At 65.0% G+C, this 16,054-nt stretch carries 14 protein-coding genes and 2 pseudogenes; 11 read left to right on the top strand and 5 right to left on the bottom strand.

Annotated features, from left to right (window positions below):
- Positions 1–38 precede the first annotated feature (38 nt).
- The 3 genes from E3U26_RS00515 to argE form a co-directional block, all read right to left on the bottom strand.
- Positions 39–1,109, bottom strand: coding sequence for an ABC transporter substrate-binding protein (locus tag E3U26_RS00515; protein ID WP_243786099.1), 1,071 nt, complete (start codon positions 1,107–1,109; stop codon positions 39–41).
- A gap of 91 nt (positions 1,110–1,200) precedes the next feature.
- Positions 1,201–2,337: an ABC transporter ATP-binding protein gene (locus E3U26_RS00510; protein WP_036760730.1), complete on the bottom strand. Its 1,137-nt coding sequence runs from the start codon at positions 2,335–2,337 to the stop codon at positions 1,201–1,203.
- A gap of 218 nt (positions 2,338–2,555) precedes the next feature.
- On the bottom strand, positions 2,556–3,710 hold the full coding sequence (gene argE / locus E3U26_RS00505; protein WP_499105117.1) for an acetylornithine deacetylase: 1,155 nt from the start codon (positions 3,708–3,710) through the stop codon (positions 2,556–2,558).
- Positions 3,711–3,948: 238 nt separating this feature from the next.
- Between argE and E3U26_RS00500 the strand changes: the two genes are divergently transcribed.
- The 9 genes and pseudogenes from E3U26_RS00500 to E3U26_RS00460 all read left to right on the top strand — a co-directional run bounded on the left by E3U26_RS00500 (position 3,949) and on the right by E3U26_RS00460 (position 11,309).
- Complete coding sequence (locus E3U26_RS00500) at positions 3,949–5,220, top strand: flavin-containing monooxygenase (RefSeq protein ID WP_499105115.1); 1,272 nt, start codon at positions 3,949–3,951, stop codon at positions 5,218–5,220.
- Positions 5,221–5,314: 94 nt separating this feature from the next.
- On the top strand, positions 5,315–5,731 hold the full coding sequence (locus E3U26_RS00495) for a RidA family protein (RefSeq protein WP_036760737.1): 417 nt from the start codon (positions 5,315–5,317) through the stop codon (positions 5,729–5,731).
- Between the two features lie 4 nt (positions 5,732–5,735).
- Positions 5,736–6,410, top strand: coding sequence for a DUF1028 domain-containing protein (locus E3U26_RS00490; RefSeq protein ID WP_499105114.1), 675 nt, complete (start codon positions 5,736–5,738; stop codon positions 6,408–6,410).
- 286 nt (positions 6,411–6,696) lie between these two features.
- Complete coding sequence (locus tag E3U26_RS00485) at positions 6,697–7,629, top strand: LysR substrate-binding domain-containing protein (protein WP_499105112.1); 933 nt, start codon at positions 6,697–6,699, stop codon at positions 7,627–7,629.
- 219 nt (positions 7,630–7,848) lie between these two features.
- Positions 7,849–7,953: pseudogene (locus tag E3U26_RS00480) on the top strand (ATP-binding protein); the annotation flags it as partial.
- Positions 7,954–8,027: 74 nt separating this feature from the next.
- Positions 8,028–8,576, top strand: a complete 549-nt coding sequence (locus tag E3U26_RS00475; protein ID WP_499105111.1) for a hypothetical protein — start codon at positions 8,028–8,030, stop codon at positions 8,574–8,576.
- A gap of 310 nt (positions 8,577–8,886) precedes the next feature.
- Entirely contained in the window at positions 8,887–9,090 is a 204-nt protein-coding gene (locus E3U26_RS00470) for a hypothetical protein (RefSeq protein WP_499105110.1), read from the top strand.
- 29 nt (positions 9,091–9,119) lie between these two features.
- A complete protein-coding gene (locus tag E3U26_RS00465; RefSeq protein WP_499105109.1) occupies positions 9,120–10,436 on the top strand; it encodes an alginate export family protein in 1,317 nt (438 codons plus the stop codon).
- A gap of 45 nt (positions 10,437–10,481) precedes the next feature.
- Positions 10,482–11,309, top strand: coding sequence for an SDR family NAD(P)-dependent oxidoreductase (locus tag E3U26_RS00460; RefSeq protein WP_499105108.1), 828 nt, complete (start codon positions 10,482–10,484; stop codon positions 11,307–11,309).
- 630 nt (positions 11,310–11,939) lie between these two features.
- Here the strand turns inward: E3U26_RS00460 and E3U26_RS00455 are convergent.
- Both E3U26_RS00455 and E3U26_RS00450 read right to left on the bottom strand, forming a co-directional pair.
- The gene (locus E3U26_RS00455; protein WP_499105106.1) at positions 11,940–12,617 is read right to left on the bottom strand and encodes a YceI family protein; all 678 of its coding nucleotides are present in this window, start codon (positions 12,615–12,617) and stop codon (positions 11,940–11,942) included.
- A gap of 570 nt (positions 12,618–13,187) precedes the next feature.
- Entirely contained in the window at positions 13,188–13,430 is a 243-nt protein-coding gene (locus E3U26_RS00450) for a Rossmann-fold NAD(P)-binding domain-containing protein (protein ID WP_499105105.1), read from the bottom strand.
- Positions 13,431–13,643: 213 nt separating this feature from the next.
- Here E3U26_RS00450 and E3U26_RS00445 point away from each other — a divergent pair.
- Positions 13,644–14,732, top strand: a pseudogene (locus E3U26_RS00445) (IS110 family RNA-guided transposase); the annotation flags it as partial.
- A gap of 204 nt (positions 14,733–14,936) precedes the next feature.
- Positions 14,937–15,724, top strand: a protein-coding gene (locus tag E3U26_RS00440) for an IS5-like element ISPme2 family transposase (protein ID WP_088238952.1) whose coding sequence is annotated in 2 segments (ribosomal slippage) — positions 14,937–15,273 and positions 15,273–15,724 — 789 coding nt in all. Because the reading frame shifts where the segments join, the coding sequence is not laid out codon by codon here.
- The last annotated feature ends 330 nt before the right edge of the window (positions 15,725–16,054 follow it).

The following is a 16,054-nucleotide window of genomic DNA, read 5'->3' as shown; positions in this document are numbered from 1 at the left end:
GAAGCCCTGCGCCGGCCGTCGGGGCCGGCGGCCCCGGTTCACTCCGCAAGCCAGGTGCTGAACCGCTCGTTGATCTCGATGTCGCGGTCGACCCAGAACTCGTAGGAGGAACGCAAGGCATTGGCGAGATTGGCCTCTGCCGTGGGCATGTGCGGCGCCATCTCGGTCTTGCCGTCCTCGTAGAGCCCGACCAGCGACAGCGAGGACTTGCGGGCCGGGCCGTAGCTGATCCATTTCGTCTGATCGGCAAGGCGCTGGGTGTCGGTGGCGAACTTGATGTATTCCAGCGCCGCGTCCTTGTTCGGCGCGCCCTTCGGGATCACGAACAGCTCATATTCATAGACCTGCCCGTCCCAGACCATGGCAAAGGGCTTGTTCTCGGTGACCACGGCCGTGAACAGGCGGCCGTTATAGGCGGTGGTCATCACCACCTCGCCATCGGCCAGCAGCTGCGGCGGCTGGGCGCCGGCCTCCCACCAGACCACGTTTCTCTTGATGGTGTCGAGCTTGGCAAAGGCGCGGTCCAGGCCTTCGGGCGTGGCAAGCACGTCATAGACCTCTGCCGCGGGCACGCCTTCGGCCATCAGCGCCATTTCCAAGTTGGCGCGGGCGCTCTTGCGCATTCCGCGCTTGCCGGGGAATTTCTCGGTGTCGAAGAAGTCGGCGATCGTGCTCGGCTTCTCGTCCGGGAACTTGGTCACGTCATAGCCGTAGACGGTCGAGAACACCATCGAGCCGACCGCGCAATCGGTAAGCGCCCCCGGCAGGAAATCCTCGGTCGCGGGCGTGCCGTCCGGGGCGGGCGGCAGGATGGCCGGGTCGATCTCCTCCAGCAGCCCGTCGTCGCAAAGCCGGATCGCATCGGTATATTCCACGTCGGCGACATCGACGCCGACATTGTTCGATTCCACCATCGACTTGATCGGGGCGGCCGGGTTGTCGGCGGCAAGCATCTTGACGGCGATGCCGGTCTGGGCGGTGAAAGGCCGGTTATAGGCCTCGACCTGCGATTTCTCGTAGGCGCCGCCCCAGCTGATGACCGTGATATCGGCATGGGCGGCGGATGCGGCCGCGGCAAGCGCGGTGGTCAGGATCAGCAGTTTCTTCATCGTTGGGACTCCCTGTTGAATTTCTGGCCGGTGGCCGCCTCTCGCGGCTCTTCCGGGCTGGTCTGTGGTCGTTCAAGCCCGAGGGTCGGCTTCAGATCGGATCGAGGGCGCGCGCATCCTCGGGATGCCAGCCGATCTCGATGGTCTCGCCGGGGGTCAGCTTGCGCTGCCCCAGCGCGTTGCGGCACTTCATCACGAAGTCGCTGGTGCCCGCGACCTGCATGCGGATGCGAAGCACGTCGCCCATATAGATCACCTCGAGCACCTGGGCAGGGATCCGGTGCACGCCGGGCGGCATCATCTCGGGCTTGAACTCCACCCGCTCGGGGCGGATCGAGACCAGCGTCTCCTGCCCGCGCGCGCGGATGTTCACCGGGGTCGCGTCGATCAGCTCTCCGGTCGCCAGCCTTACCGTCGCCGTGGTGCCGTCGAAATCCTCGATGATCCCCGGAAGCGTGTTGTTCTCGCCGATGAACTGCGCGACGAAGCTGTTCTGCGGCCGCTCATACAGCTCTGCCGGCGGCGCGAGCTGCTGGATCCGTCCGTCGTTGAACACCGCCACCCGGTCGGACATGGTCAGCGCCTCGCCCTGGTCATGGGTGACATAGACGACGGTGATGCCGATCTGGTCGTGCAGCCGCTTGATCTCGTATTGCATATGCTCGCGCAGTTGCTTGTCGAGCGCACCCAACGGCTCATCCATCAGCACCAGCTCGGGATCGAAGACCAGCGCGCGGGCCAGCGCGATGCGCTGCTGCTGGCCGCCCGAAAGCTGCGCCGGGCGGCGGTTTGCGAAATGGCCCATCTGCACCATGTCCAGCGCCCGCATGATCCTGGCCTCGCGCTCGGCCTTGCCGAGCCCGCGCACCTTCAGCGGAAAGGCCAGGTTCTCGCCCACGCTCATATGCGGGAACAGCGCGTAGTTCTGGAACACCATGCCGATGCCGCGCCGGTGCGGCGGCACCGAGTTGATCGGCCGCCCGGCAAGCCGGATCTCGCCCGAGGTGGCGGTCTCGAACCCCGCCAGCATCATCAGGCTGGTGGTCTTGCCGGATCCCGAAGGCCCCAGCAGCGTCAGGAATTCGCCCTTGGCGATGGCCAGGTTCAGATCCTTCACCACGAGGGTTTCCCCGTCGTAGCTTTTCTGGACGCGCTCGAAGGCGACGAACGCGTCGCTGGCGACGGCCGCGCCCGTCCTGAGCCGGGCGGCTGCGGTAGCTTGGTTCAACTCTGGCTCCCTAGGTCTTGTCTGCGGCTGTCCCGACGGCAGAGCTGCGCCGGCATGGCCTTAACCCGGCCCGCGGCGTCAAATTGTCGGCCAACCACCCCTGTTCGTTGCGTGTTCCAATCATCCGAAACGGCGGCGTCTCGTAAATTAAAGTTTTCCGCAACTTTGCTTCGGCGAATCCTAAGCCCCTTGTCGCGCCGGGCCGGAGCCGGCCCGCATCACGCCCGAAGCCTGGCCAGCACCCCGTCCAGCATCCGGTCGCAGGCCGCAAGCTGCTGCGCGGTCAGGAACTCGTCGGGCTTGTGGCCTTGCGCCTCCATGTCGCCCGGCCCGCAAACCACCGTCGGTATCCCCAGCGACAGGAAATATCCGGCCTCGGTGCCATAGGTGACCTTGATGCGCTGCGGATGGCCGCAAAGCCGGGCGACCTCCTCCACCGCCGGGTGGTCTGGCGCCATGCCCAGTCCCGGATAGGTGTTCGTCGTCGCGATGCGGATATCGGCCGCCGGGTCGGGGAATTGCGCAAGGATAGCCTGGACCTCGGCCCGCAGCCGGCGTTGAAAATCGGGCAGCGCATCGCCTGGCAGATGGCGGAACTCGAATTCGACGACGGCCCGGTCCGGGACGATGTTCAGCGCCGTGCCGCCCTGCATCCTGCCGGCATGGACGGTGGAATAGGGAATGCCGTAAGCGTCATCCGCAAGCGCCGACCCGGCGTAATCCGACTGGATGCGGCGCAGCGCGGCGACGAATTCGGCCGCGAGATGCAGCGCGTTGACATGGCGCGGCGCCAGCGAGGAATGCCCGGCCGTGCCGTGGCAGGTCGCGACCAGCGCGGCCTTGCCCTTGTGCCCGATGGCCGGCCGCATTCCGGTCGGCTCGCCCACGATGCAGAATGCAGGCTGCCAGCCCAGGGCCTCGATGCCGGGCAGCATGTGGCGGATGCCGGTGCAGCCCAGCTCCTCGTCATAGGAGATCGCCAGCATGAGCGGCCGCGCCAGCCCTGTCTTGCCGGCGCGGCTGGCCGATGACAGCATTGCGGCCAGAAAGCCCTTCATGTCGGTCGTGCCCCGTCCGTAAAGATTGGCCCCTTCCCGCGTCAGCCGGAACGGGGGCCGGGTCCAATCCTGCCCCGCGACCGGAACGACATCGCTATGGGCCGAGAGCATCACCCCGCCCTGCCCCTCGCCCAGCCGGGCCATGAGCCCCGCCTTCGTCCCGTCCGGCGAAGCCAGGCGATGCGTGGTGAACCCCGCCTGCCGCAGATGATGCTCGGCAAAATCGACCAAGGCCAGGTTGCTTTCGGCGCTGACGGTCGGAAAGGCGATCAGGCGCGCCAGAAGCGCCAGCGTCTCGGGATGGGGTCCGGTCATGTGCAGCTCCTCCGGTTGGTCCGGGACGGTTATGGCCGCTCGTCTGTGGGGCGAAACAAGCGTTTCCCGATCCATTGCTGTGGCCGAGCCTAATCCACCCTGTCCCCTGCCGATTTAGGATCAGCCTAACCGTTGCTGCACGAAATCATAATTTTCGCCTTTCCGGCCCGACGGTAGACCGAGGGAAAGGCAAGGCACGCGCCGCCAGAACCCCTGAAATCCACGGAAGGACGCAAGAATGTCAGTTGAGAAGATCGACACGCTGATTGTCGGCGCCGGTCAGGCCGGCGTCGCGATGAGCGAGCATCTGGGCGAGGCCGGCGTGCCGCATCTAGTCCTCGAACGCGGTCGGATCGCCGAGCGCTGGCGCTCGGAACGCTGGGATTCCCTGGTCGCCAACGGCCCCGCCTGGCATGATCGCTTTCCCGGCATGGAGTTTGCGGGCGATCCCGACGGCTTCGTCGCCAAGGAAGAGGTGGCCGATTACTTCGCGGCCTATGCCAGGAAAATCAACGCCCCGATCCGCTGCGGCATCGAGGTGCGCGCGGTGCGCCGCAATGCGGGTCGTCCCGGCTTCACAGTCACCACCTCGCAAGGCGTGATCGAGGCCGAGCGCATCGTCGCGGCCACCGGCCCGTTTCAGAAACCGATCATTCCCCCTCTGGTCCCCGACGCCGCCGGCCTCATGCAGATCCATTCCAGCGCCTATCGCAACCCGGCACAGCTGCCCGAGGGGGCGGTGCTGGTGATCGGCGCAGGATCGTCGGGCGTGCAGATCGCCGATGAACTGCTGCGGGCGGGGCGCAGGGTCTATCTGTCGGTCGGCCCGCATGACCGGCCGCCGCGCGCCTATCGCGGCCGGGATTTCTGCTGGTGGCTGGGCGTGCTCGGCAAATGGGACATGGCCGCCCCGGCGCCGGGCACCGAGCATGTCACCATCGCCGTCAGCGGCGCGCGCGGCGGCGAGACGGTGGATTTCCGCCGCCTGGGCAATCAAGGCATGGTGCTGCTGGGCAGGACCGAAGCCTATCGCGACGGCCGCCTGAGCTTTGCCCCGGATCTGCGCCAGAATCTCGACCGGGGCGACGAGAACTACCTTTCCTTGCTGGACGAGGCCGATGCCTATATCCGCCGCAACGGCCTTGACCTGCCCGAGGATCCCGAAGCCCGCAGGCGCGAGCCCGACCCGGACTGCGTGACGAAGCCGATCCCGGACCTGCACCTTGCCGATGCGGGCATCGCGACCGTCATCTGGGCCACGGGCTTTGCGGTGGATTTCGGCTGGATCAAGGCCGATGCCTTTGACGAACGCGGCCGCCCGATCCACCAGCGCGGCGTCTCGGTCGAGCCGGGGCTGTATTTCCTGGGGCTGCCCTGGCAGTCGCGGCGCGGCTCCAGCTTCATCTGGGGTGTCTGGCACGATGCCCGCCATATTGCCGAGCAGATCACGATCCAGCGCAAGTATAGCGAATACCAGGGCAAGGCCCAGCGGATGCTGCAAGAGGCCTGACCATGCGATCACCGCCGATCCCTTGCCGGCAGCAAGTCGGAGAGCCCTTTCAACCGGCGCCCTGACGATGCGCGCCACAGCCATGGAGACCAGGATGGCCCACACCCGCATCCGCAAGTTCAACACCAAGGACACCTATCCCGAGCAGCGGCTCGACAACGATCTCTGCCAGGCGGTCGTCACCCAGGGCGGCCGCATCGTCTGGCTGCGCGGCCAGTGCCCGCAGGACCTGGACACGGCCCGCAACATCGACAGCCACGATCCGGTCGAGCAGACCCACAAGGTCATGCAGAACATCCGGCAGCTGATCGAGGAGGCCGGCGGCCAGATGGAGCATCTGGTCAAGGTCGTCGTCTATATCACCGACGTGCGGCACCGCGAGGCGGTCTATCGCACCATGGGCGAATATCTCCGCGGCGTGCATCCGGTCTCGACCGGGCTGGTGGTGCAGGCGCTGGCGCGGCCGGAATGGCTGGTCGAGATCGACGGCACCGCCGTCATCCCGGAGTAAGACGATGACCTTCTCGCTGGTGGCGCGCTGCCCCGAGACCGGCATGTTCGGCGTCGCCATATCCTCGTCCTCGCCAGCGGTGGCGGCGCGCTGCTCCCATGCCCGCGCGGGCGTGGGCGCGGTCGCCTCGCAGAACGTGACCGATCCCGCGCTCGGCCCTCTGGCGCTGGACCTGATGGCAGGCGGCCTCTCGGCGGCCGATGCCGTGGCCGAGGTCCGGGGGCGGGGGCGGTTCATCGAATACCGGCAGGTCCTGGCCGTGGACCGCAACGGCATGACGGCGATCCATTCCGGGCCGAACTCGCTGGGCATCTGGACGCAGGCACAATCGGAAAACGTCGCCTCCGGTGGCAACCTTCTGGCCAATGACGGCGTGCCGCAGGCCATCGTCGAGGGCTATCTGGCGGCCTCGGGCCATATCGGCGACCGGCTGATCGCCGCGATGCGCGCCGGGCTCGCCGCCGGAGGCGAGGCGGGCCCGGTGCATTCGGCGGGCATGATGATCGTGGACAAGGTCGGCTGGCCTGTGGCCGATCTGCGCTGCGACTGGACCGAGGCGTGCCCGATCGAGGCCGTGGCCCGGTTGTGGGAGATCTACAAGCCGCAACTCGACGCCTATGTCCAGCGTGCGCTGGACCCGCGCGCTGCGCCCTCCTACGGCGTGCCCGGCGACGAGTGAACCCCTGTGGCTGGGGGCCCGTGCGGCCGCCAGCCATGCCGCATGACCGCCCATCCGGTCGAAGCTCCGCCCTCGGCCCCCGGTCGGGCCCGTCGCGCATTGCCCTTGGCAGCGCTTGGGAGGGCGGGATTTCCATGCGACTTTGGTGCGTCATCATGCCACATTGCTTGCGGCGCCGGTTGTTTTGGGGCAATACTCCGGCCACGTCTGCGCGGGCCTCCAGCCGATGGCGCAAGGACGGCGGCGAAGGCTTTCGCCACGATGCCAACACCGAGCCGGAAGAAACATGCCCCTTCGTTATACGCTGCGGCAACTGGAATATTTTGTCGCCGTGGGAGAAACCGGCAGCATCGCCGCCGCCTCGCAGCAGGTGAATGTCTCGTCGCCCTCGATCTCGGCCGGGATCTCGCAACTCGAGGAGGAGCTGGGGGTCAAGCTTTTCGTCCGGTATCATGCGCAGGGGCTGACGCCGACGCTGGCGGGGCGCAAATTGCTGGATCATGCGCAGACGGTGCTGCGCCAGGCGGCGGCTCTGCGCGATCTCGCGGGGGATCTGTCCGGTTCGATCCGCGGCCCGCTGGCGATCGGCTGTCTCAGCACCTTCGCCCAGATCGTCCTGCCCGGCCTGCGGCGCAGCTTTGTCGAGCAGCACGGCGAGGTCCGCATCTCGCAGGTCGAGGTCGACCAGGCCGAGCTTTTCAGCCTGCTGCGCCAGGCCAAGATCGACTTGGCGCTGAGCTATGACCTCGACCTGCCGGCCGATCTGCTGTTCTTCCCGATCGTCGCATTGCCGCCGCTGGTCGCCATCAGCGAGGACCACCCGCTGGCGGAGCTGTCCGAGGTCTCGGTCCAGCAGCTTGCCCCCTATCCGATGGTCCTGCTCGACCTGCCGCTGAGCTCGGATTATTTCCTGTCCTTCTTTGCCAAGGCCGGGCTGCGCGCCAATATCGCCGAGCGGACACGGGACATGGCAGTGATGCGCAGCCTTGTCGCCAACGGCTTCGGCTATTCCATCGTGAATGTCCGGCCGCTGCATGACGTGGCGCCGGACGGCAAGCCCATGCGCTTCATCCCCCTTACCGGCAGGCCGCGGCCCATGACCCTGGGCCTGATGATGGGCAAGGGAACCGAGCGCACCCGATTGCACCGCGCCTTCATCAGCCATGCCCGCGATTGGATCGAGGCACAGAGCAGCCAGCTCCTGGGCACCGACCCGTAAGAGCCAATAGGCTCTTGCCGACGAGACATTTTCGCCCAGCGCGTGGGCTTCCCGGTTCAAAGCGTTTGGATCGAAGCTGAGTTCAATCGGGATCGGACAATTTACAATCCCTGGCACCATGTGGGGGCGCTGCGCAATGGCGCACCGTTCAAGGACTGGGTTCTGCCCGGCGCCCTCGAGCAGATCCGCCGCAAGTTGCAGGGGTCGTCGGATGGCGGCCTCCTCGATGAACTCGGATACCTGCCATTCGCCCAATTCGGCGACCAACTGCTGTTCCAACTGGTCAGCAGGCTCTACGAGCAGACCTCCGTCATCGTAACAACCAAATGTTAATCCACAGGGGAACCGACAGCGGAGAGCGGCGGATGCCATAGTCGGACGCGGAAGGAGGAGGGTCCATGTATGATAAGCATGGCCGGGCTGATGGGACGGGCAATGTCACGGCGCCGGAACGCCGATGCGTCGAACACACCGAGCGGAAATTGGCCCGGCATTACCTGCAGGCTCAATACGTCTTCGTCCAGTTCTTCACGGAGCATCTGGCCGATTGCAACGAGGCTTTCGAGAACGACCTGGGCGAGATGCTGGTCCTGGCGGTCCTGGGGCAGCGGCGGCTGTATGCAGCCTTCCAGCCCGGCCAGGACGACGAGGACGAGACCCAGCGCGCCTGCATGAGCGCATCGCGCATCGCCAACGTGGCGCGGATGCCGCGCCAGACGGTGCGGCGCAAGCTGGTCGCTCTGCAGGCGAAAGGGTGGATCGAAAACGATCCGGCGCACGGCTGGCATGTTCCCCATCCCGACAGCCTCTCGCCGGCACGGGATGCGCTGCGCGGACTTGAGCAACGCGGCTATGCCCGCCTGGCGCGGCTCTATACGCAGCTGGGCCTGCTGCTGGAGACGGCCCAGGACGAGGATGCCGAGGGAGATCCTGCCTGCTCAAAATGAGCAGGCCAGCCATCGTCTTGGCCGGGGCACAGGCGCATAAAAACCGCAAGCGAAACAACTTGCAGTCGATATGCCTTTGCCTTTCTCATGATTTCCGCGCCGGCGCCTGTGCTACCGCGCTGCGGCCCGTCCGGCGCTGGTCGCGCTGTTCCTGACCGTTCCGGGCCTTGTTCCGGCGGGATTCGATCAGGCCCTTGCCCAAGGCATCGCGGATGCGCAGCCTTTTTCCGGCCGGGCCATAGACAGCATCAGCATCCGCATCACCAACCCGCTTGCCGATTCCGCCTTCAACAGCCGGGTCGAGGACGGCATGCGCCGTGCCCTGCGGCTGTTCCCCGGCAGCAGCTATTCGGACGAACAGGTCACGCTGGCCCTTGGCGCCGCCAGGTGCATCGCGGGGATCGCCACGCTCGATCACGAGACCTTGCCCTCGGCTGCGGGCGGCGTCGAGGTGAGCGTCCTGGTCACGCTGCGAGAGGATGCCCAGCCGGATGCCGACCGCGGCATGGCCTGACCGGGGACCGGCGCGATTTTCCGATCCTGATGGACCGGGACGGAACCTATCTGCGGTTCAAGCTCGACGCCTTCAGCCTGTATTACGGCAATGGCAATGCCTGGTATGGCCGGCCCGACCTGATGCTGGCCGGCAATCCGCTGATGCAGGGCAAGGCCGCCGGCCGCGGCTATGACCACTGGGCCGAAGCCTATCTGCATTACGGCTTCTACGGCATCACCCCCTTGGGCGAAGGGCTGTCGTTCTATGGCGGGCTCAGCGCCATGACCACCTGGTCGCAAGGACAGGAGCTGTTCACCGACAAGACCCGCAGCCACACCCAGGTCGAGGACGCCTATCTGGGCATCGTTGGCGGGCATGTGGACGGGCGGGGCAACCGGCTGGTCTTCAACCTGACCGCCGGACGCCAGCGCTTTACCCTGGCCAACGGCTTCCTGATCGCCAACACCGCAGCGAATGGCGGCGAGCGGGCCGCACTCCAGGCCAATGCGCGCTGGTCCTCGGATCTGCTGGTGCTGGGCCAGATCGCCTATAACGACGTAAAGCTCGAGGCGTTCTATCTGGACCCCGACGAATTGCCGCTGCTGGACACCGACACCCGGATCGGCAGCCTGAACCTGGAGGCAACGCCCTTGTCCAGGCTGTCGCTGGGCGCCAGCTATCTGGCGGTACCGAAATCCGGCGCCAATTACTTCGGGCCGGACGGCTCTGTCGCCGGCAGCCGCGAAAGGCTGCGGGTGCATGATCTGCGCCTTGCCTATCAACCCAACCCGGCGGGCGCCTCGGGGCCGTTCTTCGGGGCCGAAATCGCCCGCCAGACCAACCGCAACTTCGACATGGACGCACGCGCGGGCTGGGCGGAACTCGGCTATCATTTCGCCGATGCCCGCTGGGCGCCGACGATCAGCTATCGGGTGTCCTATTTTTCGGGCGACGATCCCACCACCTCCGCCTATGAGCGCTGGGATCCGCTGCTCTCGGGCGGCGCGGGCGAGCAATGGGTGCAGGGCGTCAACCATTTCAAGGTGGTGCAGGACAGCAATGTCGTCGCCCATCGCATCCAGGCCCGCTTCAAGATGTCGCCGCGCATCGAGGTGGTGCCGCAGCTCTGGGCGTTCCGGGCCGACGAACTGAACACTATCGGCGGCAATCCGGCGCTCTCCGTGCTGAGTGATGACGAGCTGGGCTACGAGGCCAATGTCACGGTCAAGTGGCTCAAGTCGAAGAACACCTACATCCACGGCCATGTCGCCTACACCGTGCCGGGATCGGCCGCCAAGGCCGCGCTTGGCGGCAGCGCCAGGGACTGGCTCAGCGTCATGGCCTTCGTCCGCTACGCCTTCTGAGCGAGCGGCCGATCCCCTCCATCACCACAGAAACGAGGAATACCGATGAGTGAACCGCATGACAGCGCCGAAAACCTCGAGCGTCGCGCGCTGCTGAAAGTCCTTGGCGCGGCGGCCGTGACCGGCGGTCTGGCCAACCCGCTTGCGGCCGAGACCGCGCAACCGGCGGCCATGCCCACGACCCTTGGCGCCTATGCGATGCCTTGGGATCCGGCGGACCCGGCCCTGCCTGCGCGGCAGAACATCGTGCCGGTCCCCGAGGATTATTTCGTTCCGGGCCGCTTCGCCGGCAAGACTGCGCTGGTCACTGGCTGCGCCCGCGGCATGGGGCGCCTAGCAGCGATGCGGCTGGCACGCGAAGGCGGGAATGTCGTCGGCGTGGATTGGATCGCCGACGAGGGGCAGGCGGTGATCGACGCGATCCTGTCCGAGGGCGGCAAGGCGGCTTTCGTGCAGGGCGACATCTCGGAAACCGCGGTCTGCGACGCCATGGTGCAGGCGGCGGTCGGGCATTTCGGCGGGCTGGACTGCGCGCTGAACAATGCCGGGGTGATGGACGCGATCTTTCCGGGCGATCCCATCGACTATGCCAGCCAGAAGGACCTGGTCATGGCGCGCATCGACGAGGCCAGCGACGACTATTGGGACGTGGTGATGCGGGTGAACGCGACCGGCACCTTCCGCTCGCTGCGCGCCGAGCTGCGGCAGATGCTGGCCCAGGGCCGCGGCGGCAGCATCGTCAACGTGGCCTCGGTCGCCGGGCTGCGCGGCTTTGGCGGCACGCCTTCCTATGTCGCCTCGAAACATGCGGTGAACGGGCTGACCAAGAACGCGGCCATCGACTGGCCGCCCGCCTCGCTGAAAGCGTATTAGAGGGTTCGATGATCACGACCGGCCTTCAGTCGCAGGCGGATGTCCCTGGCAGGATACATGGTCTGCAATTGCTGCGAGGCAGCGTCAGGTTGATCGCTTCACCATTTCATGGGCTGAACTTCGGCCTTGGCTGCATCGCAGCGATGCCTGTCGGCCTTGCAGACTGCTATGGCGTCGAGGCGGTCTATCGGCTGCGCTCTTTCCTGCCGCTGACCAGATCCCTGCCAGCGATCAAGGGCAGGAGACACGGCCGAAACACGGTCAGGGGAAAGGAAAGCACGGCTGCACAGCAGGTTATGCGCCCCCGGCCGCCGCGAGGCCGCCTGGATCGGCGCCGGCGCACGGCGCGGCGGGCAGCTTCGGGCACGATCTCCATCCGACGGACGGCACACTTGCCCCCTCGAATGCGGCGCTGGTCGCAGCGGCTGCGGGTGGCGTGCGGGCTTGCGGCCCGAGAACCGCGAACACCGATGAGTTGGGCGAGATCTGGAACCTAGACCTGAGGGCGCGCGAGCCTTCGGCATTTACGCACGAGCCCCACGAGAAAGATTGCGTCAACCGGTCAGGGCGAACTTCAAAGACAGATCGCATCGACTCCGGCCGTCGATGCGATCTGCGCAATTGGCAGGTCTACTTTGCGACCGTATCCTGAATGAATTCGCCATCAAAGCGGATGGTGATTTCGGGACCGACTGACCCCTTCGGCTGGCCAAATTCGGTACGATCAAATACACCCTCAGCCGCAAACGCTACAGTTGGGACGTCCCTGAAAGGGTGTTTTTCGATCTCACCGTTGAATGTTGCCTTGAGCGTTACGGACTTGGTGACGCCGAGGAAACTGAGATCGCCCGTGACGTCTGCGGTTGTTGGCCCCGTAGGCGTCACTTTTGTCGACTTGAACGCGATCGTAGGATAAGTGTCACCGTTCAGAAACTTCGGCGAGCGAGCAACTTCTTCGTCCCAGGTTTCAAAACCGGAATCTGCATGCGTAGCCTTGTAGTTGCCACGATATCCAGTTTCGACGGACTTCGGGTCAATGGTGACTTCAATCGAGGAATCCTCGATCTTTGTCGGATCGAGCTTCAATGCAGCTTCGATATCGTTGAAACGTGCCGTATAGTTGGAAATCCCGTTGTGCTTGACCGACCAGAGTAATACCGCATGCGTGATATCAAGCTTATAAATGCCAGCGGGAGCTTTCACCTCGATGTTCGGCGGCGTGGTTTGGGCCATCACGAAACCGGCCGTTGTCCCGAGCAGGGTAGAAATAACGAATGCCGAAACGATGCTCTGCCTGGTGAATGTCATATCGGTGATGTCCTCTTGCTGGGAAGCAGGTTTTGCTGGGAAGCAGGTTCAGACGCCAGTCTAGCCATTCGCCGTCGATATGCATTGACGCATATCAAGGGAGGATCACTCTCTTACCGTTGGATTAGTGCGACAGCACATCGCATTCGTGCGACGCGATCGTGGCCGCGACACCAAATTCCCCCCCATCGCACATCAGGCTAGGGTCTTTGCCAACAGCCAGACCGAAGGGCAGGTAAATCGGCTGAAGCTGCTGAAACGGCAAATATATGCTGCTTACGCGCCTGCAGCATTCCGCCTGATGGCACCACAAAAATCGAGTCGGGCCTCAAAACTGCCCTCTTACGCCGACGGTCATGATGCCTCGGGATCACCGGAAGGGCACAATGCGGGATATTGAAGACGATTGCGAAGCGACGCTCCATGCGCTTGACCGTCGCCACGACCTTTTGCGCAACCTGATCCGCATCCGAATCGAAACGGCGAAAGCGGGAGCCCTTGATGAAGACGGGGCGGCCGCCAAACCGGTGGCGGAATATGAGGTGCGGATCACCACGTTGGAGCGGCCGGTCAGACAGACCGGTCAAGATGGCTATAGCCGCCGTCGGGGAACAGCCATTGACCCGTCATGTGGTTGGCCCGGTCCGAGAGCAGGAACAGGCAGCAATCGGCAATTTTCCCTGCGATCGTCATCCGCCGGCCCAGCGGGATGCGTTCGGTGATGCGCGACAGCGCCGCTTCGGGGTCGGGCATGGTGTCCAGCCAGCGTCGATAGAGCGGCGTCATCACCTCGGCCACAACGATGGCGTTCATGCCAGTTCACATTTTGCGTTTACGCAGGGGTTCGACCAGCATATTCCGCCAAGATTGGGCGAGTACCTCGTTCACTTGGGAATCCGTGCCAAACCTAGCCCCCATGATCTCTGTGTGAGCTGAGTGGGTCGGTGGCCTCTCCCGCGGCATTCTCCGTTCGAGGGTTGCACCAGATTGGCTAGTGCCGAGCCTCAGGAATGGGGGAGAGACCAGATTTCGAACAGCATTTTCATCGGGCCTGATGTCCACAAGGCCACGATATCTGTTGCGGTTGCGCGGGGCAAACGCGGTGGCGAGGTCCGCCCTGGGGGACCGTGCCGAAACGGCCCGATCACATCCGCAAGCTGGTGGAAAGGCTGGCCGCGAGCGGGGCACGGCTGCGGTTTTGCTATGAGGCTGGCCCCTGCGGCTATGGCCTCCACCGCCAGTTGGTCGAGATGGGCATGACTGCATCGTGGTCGCGCCCTCGCTGATCCCGCTGAAGGCCGGGGACCGGGTGAAGACGGATCGCCGCGATGCGCTGATGCTGGCGAAGCTGCATCGAGCCGGGGAACTGACAGCCGTTTGGGTTCCGGACACGGCGCACGAGGCAATGCGCGACCTGGTCCAGGCACGGGCGGCGATGCGCGTCACTGGCAAGGCGCGCCAGAATCTGCAGGGCTTTCTGCTGCGCTACGGCCGGATCTATCCTGGCAGGAAGGGCTGGACCGGAGCCTATCGGCGCTGGCTCGCGCTGGTGCGCTTCACGCATCCGGCGCAACAGATCGTTCTGCAGGATTACATCGACGCCGTCGCGGATGCCGAGGCGCGAGTGGAGCGCCTGACCGGACAGATTGCGGATCTGCTGCCGCAGTGGAGCCTCGCTCCAGTGGTTGAGGCGGTTCAGGCGATGCGCGGTGTCGGGTTCATCGTCGCAGTGACGGTGGTGGCGGAGGTCGGGGATTCAACCGCTTCGACAACCCGTGCCAGCTGATGGCCTACTTGGGCCTGACCCCGTCGGAGCATTCCAGCGGCGCCAGTGTCCGGCGAGGCGGGATCACCAAGGCGGGCAGCGGTCTCGCGCGCCGTGTCCTGATTGAGGGTGCTTGGAGCTGTCGCATGCAGGCGCGTGTCAGCCCGAAGCTCCTTGCCCGGCTGGAGGCGCTGCCCCAGGCGGTCCGCGACATCGCCTGGAAGGGGCAGCTCAGGATGTGCCAGCGATCCCGCCATCTGGTTGCGGCAGGAAAAGCCAAGGTGGGGGTCACCACGGCCATCGCGCGCGAGATAGCTGGCTTCATCTGGGCGATCGCAAAGATGGTGACGGCGGCTCCGGCCCACACCGCCGGACAGGATGCTTGGAGGAAAGGACATTCCTCCGGCAGGCCGATGCGCAGGGTTGGGGGCGGAACACGGTGAGGAACCCTCGTGCCCTGTTATGGGCCGACATTGTCGATGCCCGATCCCTAGGGCGTGTTGACAAAAGGGATTCACCGGGCGCGGTGATCGTGATTCAAGCTGGTATCTGCAATGGAGACCAGCGTGGCACGAAACCTGATGTCGAACGACGAGTGGGCGTTCTTTGAACGCTTCATCCTGGCTGTCCGTTCTCCGAACGGCCGCAAGCCCACGAACCATCGGCTTGTTCTGGATGGGATTTTCTGGATCGCCCGAACGGGGTCGCCCTGGCGCGACCTGCCGGAAGAGTTCGGCAAATGGTCGTCTGTCTATCGGCAGTTCCGGCGCTGGACGTTGGCGGGGCTGTGGGAACAGATCCTGGAGGCGCTGAACGAGAGCCGGATCGTGCCGGATGCGCTGCAGATGATCGACAGCACCGTGGTTCGCGCTCATCATCAGGCAGCGGGCGCAAAAGGGGGACTCCGCGCCAAGGTTTCGGCCGCTCGCGAGGTGGCTTCACGACCAAGATCCATCTGCGGGTCAATGCGGCAGGCCTGCCCATGAGAACCGAGATCACGGCCGGGCAGACATCGGACTACCTCGGCTTCGATCTGGTCATGGCTGACAACCTGCCCGAGCCAAGCGTTCTGCTCGCAGACCGCGGCTACGACTCCGACAACATCCGCAAGACCATGGAGGTGCGCGACGTGGTGCCGGTCATCCCCATGCGCAAAACCCGGAAGCTACGGGTCGCCGTTGACCGCAGGCTCTACCGCCTGCGCAATCTCGTTGAGCGGTGCTTCAACAAGCTCAAGAATGCCCGTCGCGTCGCCACCCGCTACGACAAGACCGCCGAAAGCTTCCTGGGCTTCATCGACATCACGTCGATCCGCCTCTGGCTCCGCCATTTGTCAACATGACCTAGACCGAGGCAACCCCAGGACGAAACGACGGTCATGGGGGTCAACCAACCCGCGCATGAGAGCTGCTCAACCGTCGTCTCGGTTCCGCCTCCTGCCATGCGCAACTACAACGCGCCGCGCCCGGCATCGCCGGAATAAGTGCCCTGGAATAAAGGATTGACAGCGATCATGAGAACAGGCCGCTGAAAAAAGGGTTTTGACAGGGCATCGTGGCGGAATTCGTTCTGGATTCGGCGGCGACCGGCCTGAAAACCGGGCATTTTCGGCAGGATTGAGGCGACTTTCCCGGTTCCCGGCCCAAGCTCTCCTGTCGCACGCAGCAGCCTG

Origin of the sequence: Paracoccus ferrooxidans (genome assembly GCF_029909815.1) — a bacterium.
GTDB lineage: Bacteria > Pseudomonadota > Alphaproteobacteria > Rhodobacterales > Rhodobacteraceae > Paracoccus > Paracoccus versutus.
This window is presented reverse-complemented; position numbering and strand designations above follow the sequence as displayed.

Coding starts and splice junctions, on each gene's coding strand:
- E3U26_RS00515 (WP_243786099.1), bottom strand. CDS start 1,109: ATGAAGAAACTGCTGATCCTGACCACCGCGCTTGCCGCGGCCGCATCC.
- argE (WP_499105117.1), bottom strand. CDS start 3,710: ATGACCGGACCCCATCCCGAGACGCTGGCGCTTCTGGCGCGCCTGATC.
- E3U26_RS00500 (WP_499105115.1), top strand. CDS start 3,949: ATGTCAGTTGAGAAGATCGACACGCTGATTGTCGGCGCCGGTCAGGCC.
- E3U26_RS00495 (WP_036760737.1), top strand. CDS start 5,315: ATGGCCCACACCCGCATCCGCAAGTTCAACACCAAGGACACCTATCCC.
- E3U26_RS00490 (WP_499105114.1), top strand. CDS start 5,736: ATGACCTTCTCGCTGGTGGCGCGCTGCCCCGAGACCGGCATGTTCGGC.
- E3U26_RS00485 (WP_499105112.1), top strand. CDS start 6,697: ATGCCCCTTCGTTATACGCTGCGGCAACTGGAATATTTTGTCGCCGTG.
- E3U26_RS00475 (WP_499105111.1), top strand. CDS start 8,028: ATGTATGATAAGCATGGCCGGGCTGATGGGACGGGCAATGTCACGGCG.
- E3U26_RS00470 (WP_499105110.1), top strand. CDS start 8,887: ATGCGCCGTGCCCTGCGGCTGTTCCCCGGCAGCAGCTATTCGGACGAA.
- E3U26_RS00465 (WP_499105109.1), top strand. CDS start 9,120: ATGGACCGGGACGGAACCTATCTGCGGTTCAAGCTCGACGCCTTCAGC.
- E3U26_RS00460 (WP_499105108.1), top strand. CDS start 10,482: ATGAGTGAACCGCATGACAGCGCCGAAAACCTCGAGCGTCGCGCGCTG.
- E3U26_RS00455 (WP_499105106.1), bottom strand. CDS start 12,617: ATGACATTCACCAGGCAGAGCATCGTTTCGGCATTCGTTATTTCTACC.
- E3U26_RS00450 (WP_499105105.1), bottom strand. CDS start 13,430: ATGAACGCCATCGTTGTGGCCGAGGTGATGACGCCGCTCTATCGACGC.